Source organism: Microbacterium sp. CPCC 204701 (assembly GCF_004010105.1).
Taxonomy (GTDB): Bacteria; Actinomycetota; Actinomycetes; order Actinomycetales; family Microbacteriaceae; genus Microbacterium.
In genome coordinates this window covers 1-9,718 of sequence record NZ_RRYE01000080.1, presented here as the reverse complement: position 1 = coordinate 9,718, position 9,718 = coordinate 1, and the positions used below count along the sequence as shown (strand labels likewise).

The following is a 9,718-nucleotide window of genomic DNA, read 5'->3' as shown; positions in this document are numbered from 1 at the left end:
CACGCGACGCGTGCCGAGCTGCTGCGCCGCGTCGGCCGCGAGGCCGACGCCCGCGCCGCGTACGACCGGGCGATCGACCTCGCGGGCAACACCGCGGAGGTCGCACACCTCGCTGGCCGCCGCGCCGAGCTCGCGGCATCCGTCCCATATGATCCGCATACCCAAGGAGGGCCATCGTGACCCAGCAGTACCTCGTGATCCACATGACCGACTCGTCCGGCTCGACGCTGGCGCAGGAGGAAGACCGGCGGATGCTCGAATCGTGGGCCAGGGAGGGCGAGGATGCCGGTCGGCTCGGCTCCGGCGCACCGGTCGCGGGCGCCGAGCACGCGAAGTCCGTCGTCGTGCGCGAGGGCCGCGTGCTGGTGACGGACGGGCCGTTCCCCGAATTCAAGGAGTGGTTCGCAGGCTACGACCTCGTGGAGGCGGACTCGGTCGACGAAGCCGCGGCGTATATGGCGAAGCACCCCACCGCCGTGCTCGGGCGGATCCTGATCCTGCCCCTCGTCAAGCTCCCCTGGGAGCAGGACGCATAGCGGTCGCGAGTCGAGCGCGTGGCCCCGGCCGCGGTCAGTCGATCAGTGGCAGGCCGCCGGCGCCGGGCTCGTCCTCGCGGCGAGCCTCCTCGGCCTCTTCTTCATCGAGCACCGGCTTGGCCGCGGCGATGTGCGAGATCGGGCGCCACACGAGCGCGAGCGTGATCGCCGAGCCCGCGAACGCGAACCACCAGGGCGCGGTGAGCCCCCACGTCTGGGCGATGATCCCGCCGAGCAGCTGGCCGATGACGAGGCCGCCGAAGACGCCGACCATGTTGACCGATGCGATGCGGCCCTGGAGCTCCATCGGCACGAGGCGCTGCCGCACGGTGGTCGAGATCGTGCCCCACAGGAACGCGTAGGCGCCGAAGCCGAACATGATCGCGAAGGCGACCCACGCCGACGTCGTGAGAGCGAAGCCGAGGTGCATGAGCACCTCGAGCGACAGGCACACGCGCATGAGCGTCGCGAACGAGACGTGCTTCTCGAGCCAGCCGAAGCTCGTGATCGCCAGGATGCCGCCGAGGGCCGACGCCGTCGTGAGGGCGCCGTAGCCGACCGCGCCCATTCCGAGGTGCTCGGTGGCGTACAGCACGAGGACGCTCCACGGCGCCGCCCACGTCACGTTGAAGACGAGGATGATGATGACGAGCGTGCGCACCGGCGGGTTGCGGCGCAGCCAGCCGAGTCCCTCGCGGATCGCGTGGCTCTTGCTCCTGGGGGCATCGGCGTCGTGCGGCGGCACCGGCGTGCGGGCGATCCGCGAGATGAGGAGCACCGCGAGCGATACGCACAGCACCTGCAGCAGGAAGGGCCAGAACGACCCCAGCGCGAAGAGGAAGGCGCCGAGCGGGGGACCGGCGAGCTGATTGCCGACGAGGTACCCCGCCTGCATGCGGGCATTGCCGATGCCGAGATCGGCGGGGCGCACGAGCATGGGCAGCAGCGTGCTGCCCGCCGAGTCGGCGAACACCTCGGCCGTGCCGTAGAGGAACGCCGTGGCGAGCACGATCCACACGTTCGCGGTGCCCGTCACGAGGAAGGCGACGAGGCCCAGCACGATGACGGCACGGATGCCGTTCGCCGCCATCACGAGACGTCGCCGGTCGTGGTGATCGGCGACCGCCCCCGCGAGCAGCCCGAACAGCAGCCAGGGCAGGAACTGCATCATCGCGCCCGCGGCGACGAGGATGGGCGACGACGTCATCGACGCGATGAGGAGCGGTGCCGCCGACAGGGCGATGCCGTCGCCCAGGTTGCTGGTCCACGACGAGGCGAGCAGCCACCGGAAGTCTCCGCCGAGTCGGCGGGGTGCGATCAGTTCGCCGAGCGAGGGCATCAGGCCATCCTACGAGCCGCGTGGCGCGGCATCCGTCTTTCCAGACCTGCGGGCTCGACGGCCCATCGCGTCCGCGGGGCGCGGTCAGTCGCGACCGCTGTCCGTCATCGACTCCAGGGTGCGACCCTTGGTCTCGCGGACGTACCTCATCACGAAGAAGATCGCCACGAACGCGAAGAACGTGTAGATCCCGTAGGCGAGGCCCAGCCCCACGGCCGCCAGGGCGGGGAAGGTCGTCGAGATGACGAAGTTCGCCGCCCACTGCGCGGCGGCGGCGACCGACAGCGCGACAGCCCGGATGCGGTTGCTGAACATCTCGCCGAGGAGAACCCATACGACCGGTCCCCACGAGGCGCCGAAGAACACGACGTACAGGTTCGCCGCGAGGAGTGCCGTCGTGCCCGCGGCGCCCTCCAGCACCGGTTCACCGTTGACGATCGGCGCGGTGGCGAAGATCACCGTCAGGACGGCCAGGCACACGAACTGCCCGGTGGCGCCGATGAGGAGGAGCGGCCGGCGGCCCACCTTGTCGATGAGGAGGATGGCGACGATGGTCGTCGCGATGTTGGTCACCGATGTGATGACCGTGATCGTGAGGGAGTCCTGCTCGGTGAATCCCACCGCCTGCCACAGCGTCGACGAGTAGTAGAAGATCACGTTGATGCCCGTGAACTGCTGCAGCACCGACAGCCCGATGCCGATCCACACGATGGGGAGCAGGCCGAACCGCGAGCCGCGGAGGATCGAGAACCGGGGCCTGTCGGTCTTGCCTTCGACAGTCTTCAGGATGTCGGTGGAGGTCTTCTCGACGTTGCCGCCGACGTAGCGCGTGAGCACCTCTTTCGCCTTCTTCATCTCACCGCGTGCGATGAGGTAGCGCGGCGATTCCGGGATGGTGAGGGCGAGGATGCCGTAGACCACGGCGGGGACCAGTTCGGACAGGAACATCCAGCGCCACGCCTCGAGCCCGAGCAGCCACGGTTCGGTCGCGCTTCCGGCGCCGGCGACGATGGCCGCATCGGTGAGCAGCGCGACGAAGATGCCGGTGACGATCGCCATCTGCTGCAGCGATCCCAGGCGACCGCGGATCGCGGGAGGCGACACCTCGGCGATGTAGGCGGGTGCGATGACGGATGCCGCGCCGACGCCGAGCCCGCCGATGATCCGCCAGAACGACAGGTCCCAGATCGTGAAGGCGAAGCCGCAGCCCAGCGCGCTCAGGATGAACAGGACGGCCGCGATGATCATGACGCGGATGCGTCCATAGCGGTCGGCGACGCGTCCGGCGAACCACGCACCTATTGCGCAGCCGATCAGCGCCGAGGCGACAGCGAAGCCGAGGAGGAACGGCCCCGCGTCGAACTGCTCGCCGATCGCTCCCACCGCGCCGTTGATGACGGCGGTGTCGAAACCGAAGAGGAAGCCGCCGAGAGCCGCCGTCGCCGCGACGAGGACGACGCGGGCGGTCGGGACGGATACGTTCGTGCCCTGCGGGGTCGAACTCATGGCGAACCTCCTCGTTCGAGCCGCCGCATGAATGGGTCGGCGCCCGTCCGCCCACCCTGGCCCGACCCGCTCGGCCGTGTCAAGGAGCACGCCGCGGCTGGCGCGACTCCCGCGCGACTACAGTGAAGCGCATGCCCGTGACACTCCTCGGTGCCGCCGAGATCCGCGCGCTCGCCGCCGACCTCGATGTCACGCCGACGAAGAAGCTGGGCCAGAACTTCGTCGTCGACGCGAACACGGTGCGCAAGATCGTCCATGTCGCCGAGGTGTCCTCGGGCGACCGCGTGGTCGAAGTCGGCCCGGGGCTCGGCTCGCTCACCCTCGCGATCCTCGAGACCGGGGCATCCGTCACCGCCGTCGAGATCGACCACCGCCTCGCCGAGCGACTGCCCGCCACGGCGGCCGCGCACGGCGTCGCCGACGGAGCGCTGACGGTGGTCGACGCCGACGCGCTGCGGATCACCGAGCTGCCGGGCGACCCGGCGGTGCTCGTCGCGAACCTGCCGTACAACGTGAGCGTGCCGGTGCTGCTGCACTTCCTCGAGACGTTCCCCTCGCTCGAGCGCGGCGTCGTCATGGTGCAGGCGGAGGTGGGGGAGCGGCTGGCAGCTCCTCCGGGGTCGAAGGTGTACGGCGCCCCGAGCGTGAAGGCCGCGTGGTACGGCCCGTGGCGCCTGGCGGGCACCGTGTCGCGGCAGGTGTTCTGGCCCGTCCCGAACGTCGACAGCGTGCTGGTCGGATTCCGCCGCGACCCCGAGCCGCGCGGCGACGAGGCGCTGCGCCGGCGGACATTCCGAATCGTGGATGCCGCGTTCCAGCAGCGGCGCAAGATGCTGCGGCAGGCGCTGGGCGCGGTGCTCGGCGGCACGGCCGCCGAGGCATCCGCGATTCTCGAGCGTGCCGGCGTCGCTCCCACCGCTCGCGGCGAAGAGCTCTCGATCGACGACTTCGTGCGGATCGCGCTCGCGGTCTGATCGCGGACATTCACGCAACGTTCACCGTGTTGCCAGGGCTCGCTCCGATCGCGGGGGTAGCCTTCGGGCATTCCCGGTGGTCGAGGCGAGGATGACGAGACGATGCGCACCGCAGAGTACGCCGCACCCGAGCGGATCCTGCTGCACGTGAGCGACACGCACCTGCGTGCGGGCGCGTCGCGCCTGTTCGACGCGGTCGACGGCGCGCAACGGCTCACTGTCGCCCTCGATGCGGTCGAGGCCAGTGGCCTGCGCCCCGACGCGCTGATCTTCACGGGCGACCTCGCCGATCTCGGTGAGGCGGACGCCTATCGACACCTTCGCGACCTCGTCGAGCCCCTCGCTGAGCGGCTGGATGCGCGGGTGCTGTGGGTCATGGGCAACCACGACGAGCGCGCGGCGTTCCGCGCCGGGCTTCTCGGGGAGCTGCCCAGCACCGGCACGATCGACCGGGTGGACGAGCTCGACGGGCTTCGCGTGATCACGCTCGACTCCACGGTGCCGGGCCACCACCACGGCGAGCTGACCGACGGCCAGCTCGAATGGCTCGCCGATGCGCTCGCGGCGCCCGCGCCGCTGGGCACGATTCTCGCGATGCACCATCCGCCCGTGCCGAGCGTGCTGCCGCTGGCGGCGAGCGTCGAGCTGCTCGATCAATCACGCCTGGCCGACGTGCTGCGCGGCACCGACGTGCGCGCGATCATCGCCGGCCACCTGCACTACTCGACCTTCGCGACCTTCGCCGGGATCCCGGTGTCGGTCGCCTCGTCCACCTGTTATGCGCAGGACCTCACCGTGCCCACAGGGGGCACGCGGCCGCAGGACGGCGCGCAGGCGTTCAACCTCGTGCACGTCTACGACGAGACGATCGTGCACTCCGTCGTTCCGGTGGACGTGCCGCACATCCTCGAGCACATCGACGCGGAACAGGCGCGGGAGCGGCTCCTGGCCGCAGGGGTCCTGCCGCTCAGCGACGCGCCCGCGGACGCCGAGAGCGCGCCGAGGGATGCGCGGACCGAGCCGGTCGCTCTGATCCGCTGACCTGCGCGGCGGGGGCAGCCGGGACGGCCTCGGCCTCCTCTGCGCGCTCCCACGGCGCGCGCACCGGGAACATCCGCTCCAGGGCGGTGCGCATCGCATCGACCCGGATCGCTTCGGGCACTTCGACCTCGCCGCCGTCGTTGAGGCAGAACATGTCGATGTCGGTGCGTTCCGCGAGCCGCTCCATGCGCCTGAGCGACGCCGACAGCGTCGTCTGCACGTAGCGGATGCGAGGCCGGCGCGTGGCCACGGCACGGCCGGTCATCAGGGCGTAGAAGTGGTAGAGGCTGTTGGTGACCGAGATATCGCTCGCGGAGCGGAAACGGGATGCCGCGGTGCGGGCGAAGTCCTCGGGGAACGCCTGCTCCAGCTCGGCCATGACGCTCTTGCGCAGCGGCGCTGCACAGTGCTCGAGATCGCGCACGATCATGCGGCCGAAGCGTTCCTGCAGCAGTGCACGGTTGACCCGCAGGCCGTTGTCGTGCCCGCTGCGGTGCGGCGCCGGCTCGCCGACGCCGATCCGCACCTCGCACTCGACGAACTTCGTCAGCCCGCCGGGGGTGAAGAACAGCTCCGGCTCGACCAGACGCCCGAAGAACATATCGTCGTTGGAGTAGAGGAAGTGCTCGGAAAGGCCCGGGATGCGGTGCAGCTGGGCCTCGACGGCATGCGAGTTGTGCGTGGGCAGCACGGACGGGTCGGCGAAGAACTCCTCGCTGCGGGCGATCGTCACCTTCGGGTGATCGGCGAGCCACGCGGGGGCCGGCGAATCGGTCGCGATGAAGATGCGACGCACCCATGGGGCGTACATGTGGACGCTGCGCAGCGCGTACTTGAGCTCGTCGACGTGCCGATACCGTGCGGGGCCGTCGTCTCCCTCGCCTACGACGTACTCCGCCATCCGCGCGGCGCGCTGACGCTGGAAGTCGGTCGACGAGCCGTCGACCCACGAGAAGACGATGTCGACCTCGTCGGTGAACTCGTGCGGCTGCGGGTCGAACATCCCCGAGATCGTGCGCCAGCTGCGCCCGTAGCGCTGCACGGTCGCAACGGTCAGATCGGCGCGGGGGACGAAGCGGCGTGTGAGTGCGTTGTCGTTCGGCGCCTCGAGGACGTCGTCCTGCTGTCGCCAGAACTCCACCCGCGCTCCCAGCGCCGCCCCGTAGCGCAGCGAGCCGTTCGCGCTCATGCGCGGGCGATAGACGCGCACCGCCGAGGGCTCGGCGCCGGGAAGCGTCGCGGCGCTGACCAGCTCGGGCGGTCGCCGCTTGGCCTTGACGTACAGCGGCTCGCGCTCGCAGAGCGCTCCGAGCGCGGCGAAGGCCGCATCCCGCGCGGCGACATCGACGACGAGGGCCGGGACGGCGCGGTCGTGACGGATCAGCGTCACCTCCACCCCGGCGTGCTCGAGTGCCGAGGCGACCAGCAGCAGATCATCGATGCGAGCCTGCTCCGGCGTCACCGTGTCATGGACGACGTGAAGGATGCCGCGATCGAGCACGACATCACGACGATCGAGCAGTTCGGACCATGGGTCCGGCTGCCTGGGGACTACCGACAGAGCGGGCATCGAAACCTCCTTCGCGACGAGGGGAACCGCCGGCGACGTCCAGGCGTCTGGCGAGAGGCGCAGCGTACCGGTGGTACTCACGGAAAGCCGCGGCGGCGCAGGGGACTGCGCTGGGTCCTACACTAGGCGCTCCATGTGTCGTCGGTGTTTCTTCGCAGGCACTTCCCTGCCAAGGGCGCGCGCCGACGCGCTCCTGCGGGTCGGGCGCGACGCCGCTAGCCTGGACCGGTGACCGACCCGCAGCGCTACCGCTCCCGCGGTGGAGACCTCCACCGGCCCTATACCGCATCCGATGACCGTTACGTCGGCGCCGACTTCCGTCGGGTCGGCACGTCGGGGCTGACCCTGCCGCCCGTCTCGCTCGGGCTGTGGTGGAATTTCGGCGACAACATCCCCTTCGACAACCAGCGCGCGCTGCTGCGCCACGCGTTCGACCGCGGCATCACGCACTTCGATCTCGCGAACAACTACGGGCCGCCCTACGGCAGCGCCGAGACCAACTTCGGCCGCATGATGCGCGAGGACTTCGCGCCCTACCGCGACGAGCTCATCATCTCGTCGAAGGCGGGCTACGACATGTGGGAGGGCCCGTACGGCAACGGCGGGTCGCGCAAGTACGTGATCGCCAGCGCCGAGCAGTCGCTCACGCGTATGAGCGTCGACTACGTCGACATCTTCTACTCGCACCGCGTCGACCCCGACGTCCCGATCGAAGAGACCGTGGGGGCGCTGGACACGCTGGTGCGGCAGGGCAAGGCGCTCTACGTCGGCATCTCGTCGTACAGCGCCGAGCGTACGGCGGTTGCGGCATCCGTCGCCCGCTCGCTCGGCACGCCGCTTGTGATCCACCAGCCGGCGTACTCGATCCTGAACCGCTGGGTCGAGGACGGACTGACCGGCGTGCTGACGCAGGAGGGCATGGGCGCGATCGCGTTCACACCGCTCGCGCAGGGTCTCCTGACCGACAAGTACCTCGGCGGCGGACCGGCCGAGCGCGCCCAGCAGCGCGGATCGCTGCCGAGCGGCACGCTGTCGGAGAAGGGGCTTGCGACGCTTCGCGGCCTCGACGTCATCGCCAGGGATCGCGGTCAGAGCCTGGCGCAGATGGCGATCCAGTGGGTGCTGCGCGACCCGGTCGTCGCCTCGGCGCTCATCGGCGCGTCGCGGCCGGAGCAGCTCGACGAGAACCTCCGCGCGCTCGAGGGCCCCGCGTTCTCGACCGAGGAGCTCGAGCGCATCGACGCACTGTCGGACGGCATCGACGTCGATCTCTGGGCGGAATCGGCGAACCGGTGAGCCAGGCCCTCGCCGCCGAGACGGTCCGGGTGCGGGCCCCGGGCAAGCTCAACCTCTTCTTCGAGGTCGGTGGCGTGCAGCAGGACGGCTACCACGATGTCGCGTCGGCGTACCAGGCGGTCTCGCTCTATGAGGATCTGTGGGCCACGCCCTCCGACGAGTTCACGGTGACGATCTCGGGCACGGTCGACGTCTCTGGCGTGCCCGCCGACGACCGCAACCTCGCGGTGCGGGCGGCACGGCTGCTCGCGCAGCGCATGGGGTACGACGGCGCCGTGCACCTCGACATCGTCAAGCATGTGCCGGTCGCCGGCGGCATGGGCGGCGGATCCGCGGATGCCGCGGCCGCCCTCGTCGCGTGCGACGTGCTGTGGGGTGCCGAACTCGGCACCGTCGAGCTGCACAAGCTCGCCGCGCGGCTGGGCGCCGACGTGCCCTTCTCTCTGATGGGCGGCACGGCGGTCGGCACGGGGCGGGGGGACCAGCTCAGCCCGGCGCTCGCGAAGGGGCGCTTCGACTGGGTCGTCGTACCGTCGGACGCGGGGCTGTCGACCCCCGAGGTGTACGCGCACCTCGACGCTCTCCGCTCGCGGCCCGACATCGCCGCGGTTCCCCGGAGGCCCGACGTGGATCCCGCCGTGCTGCACGCGCTGCGGGCGGGCGATCCGGTGGCACTCGCCGAGCACACGCGCAACGACCTGCAGGTCGCGGCGCTGTCGCTGCGACCCGAGCTTCGCGACGTCCTCGAGCTCGGCGAGGGCGCGGGGGCGCTCGCCGGCATGGTGTCGGGGTCGGGGCCTACGCTGGCATTCCTGGCCGCCGACCCGGAGTCGGCGCTCGAACTTCAGATCACGCTGTCGGCCGCCGGATACGAGGCGCTCCACGTGCACGGGCCGGTCGCCGGCGCGCGCGTGATACCGACCTGACCGGGCGCCGCCGCACCGATACCGCACGAACGAAGGAGACCGACGCCATGGGCACGCCCGAGACGACCGCTGCGAAGACCGTCCTGACCTCGGCGAGCGACGCCGAGCGTGCCGCCTTCCGCGCCGGGCCGGTCGACGACCAGTCGCGTGAGCGGCTGGCGTCGGGGGGCCTGGACTATCGCCGGGTGGATGTCGACGGCGACGCGTTCGGGTCGTGGCTGCAGGTCGTCGCCCGCGGCTTCCAGGACGGCGAGCGCAGCGCGGAGCAGGTCGCCGCAGCGCAGGAGCGCAGCGGCTACCGTCGAGTGACCGGCGTCTACGATCCGGTCTCACCGGTGCCCGAGGCGCCGGTCGCGACGATCGCGTCATGGCTCGGAGAGCTGACGGTGCCCGGGGGCGCGGCGATCCCCTCGTGCGCGATCTCGGCAGTCACGGTCTCGCCCACGCACCGGCGCCGCGGCATCGCGCGCGCGATGCTCGAGGGCGAGCTGCGCGCCGCCGGCGCGGCGGGCATCCCGATGGCCATGCTG

9 protein-coding genes and 1 pseudogene are annotated in these 9,718 nt (G+C 70.8%); 7 read left to right on the top strand and 3 right to left on the bottom strand.

Annotated elements, in window-relative coordinates:
* Together EIO58_RS07275 and EIO58_RS07270 are read left to right on the top strand one after the other, a co-directional pair.
* Nucleotides 1–180, top strand: a pseudogene (locus EIO58_RS07275) (hypothetical protein); the annotation flags it as partial.
* Complete coding sequence (locus EIO58_RS07270; RefSeq protein ID WP_240658623.1) at nt 177–536, top strand: YciI family protein; 360 nt, start codon at nt 177–179, stop codon at nt 534–536. The pseudogene EIO58_RS07275 and the gene EIO58_RS07270, both read left to right, overlap by 4 nt.
* A 34-nt stretch (nt 537–570) precedes the next feature.
* Here EIO58_RS07270 and EIO58_RS07265 read toward each other — a convergent pair whose 3' ends face one another.
* Both EIO58_RS07265 and EIO58_RS07260 read right to left on the bottom strand, forming a co-directional pair.
* Nucleotides 571–1,875 carry an MFS transporter gene (locus EIO58_RS07265; protein WP_127818968.1) on the bottom strand — a complete coding sequence of 435 codons (1,305 nt, stop codon included), beginning with the start codon at nt 1,873–1,875 and terminating at the stop codon, nt 571–573.
* Between the two features lie 84 nt (nt 1,876–1,959).
* Nucleotides 1,960–3,381 (bottom strand): sugar porter family MFS transporter, encoded by a 1,422-nt coding sequence (locus EIO58_RS07260; RefSeq protein ID WP_127818967.1) that lies wholly within the window; start codon nt 3,379–3,381, stop codon nt 1,960–1,962.
* A gap of 131 nt (nt 3,382–3,512) precedes the next feature.
* On the opposite strand from EIO58_RS07260, the gene rsmA reads away from it, so the two are divergent.
* Entirely contained in the window at nt 3,513–4,355 is an 843-nt protein-coding gene (gene rsmA, locus EIO58_RS07255) for a 16S rRNA (adenine(1518)-N(6)/adenine(1519)-N(6))-dimethyltransferase RsmA (RefSeq protein ID WP_127818966.1), read from the top strand.
* A gap of 102 nt (nt 4,356–4,457) precedes the next feature.
* On the top strand, nt 4,458–5,396 hold the full coding sequence (locus EIO58_RS07250; protein WP_127818965.1) for a phosphodiesterase: 939 nt from the start codon (nt 4,458–4,460) through the stop codon (nt 5,394–5,396).
* Here EIO58_RS07250 and EIO58_RS07245 read toward each other — a convergent pair.
* A complete protein-coding gene (locus tag EIO58_RS07245) occupies nt 5,323–6,966 on the bottom strand; it encodes a stealth conserved region 3 domain-containing protein (RefSeq protein WP_127818964.1) in 1,644 nt (547 codons plus the stop codon). The two genes, EIO58_RS07250 and EIO58_RS07245, sit on opposite strands and share 74 nt — an antisense overlap.
* A 228-nt stretch (nt 6,967–7,194) precedes the next feature.
* Between EIO58_RS07245 and EIO58_RS07240 the strand changes: the two genes are divergently transcribed.
* The 3 genes from EIO58_RS07240 to EIO58_RS07230 form a co-directional block, all read left to right on the top strand.
* Nucleotides 7,195–8,262 carry an aldo/keto reductase gene (locus EIO58_RS07240; RefSeq protein ID WP_127818963.1) on the top strand — a complete coding sequence of 356 codons (1,068 nt, stop codon included), beginning with the start codon at nt 7,195–7,197 and terminating at the stop codon, nt 8,260–8,262.
* Nucleotides 8,259–9,188, top strand: coding sequence for a 4-(cytidine 5'-diphospho)-2-C-methyl-D-erythritol kinase (locus tag EIO58_RS07235; RefSeq protein ID WP_127818962.1), 930 nt, complete (start codon nt 8,259–8,261; stop codon nt 9,186–9,188). The genes EIO58_RS07240 and EIO58_RS07235 overlap by 4 nt, the downstream gene beginning before the upstream one ends.
* A 47-nt stretch (nt 9,189–9,235) precedes the next feature.
* Nucleotides 9,236–9,718, top strand: a 483-nt coding sequence (locus EIO58_RS07230) for a GNAT family N-acetyltransferase (protein ID WP_127818961.1), incomplete at its 3' end; no start/stop codon positions are given.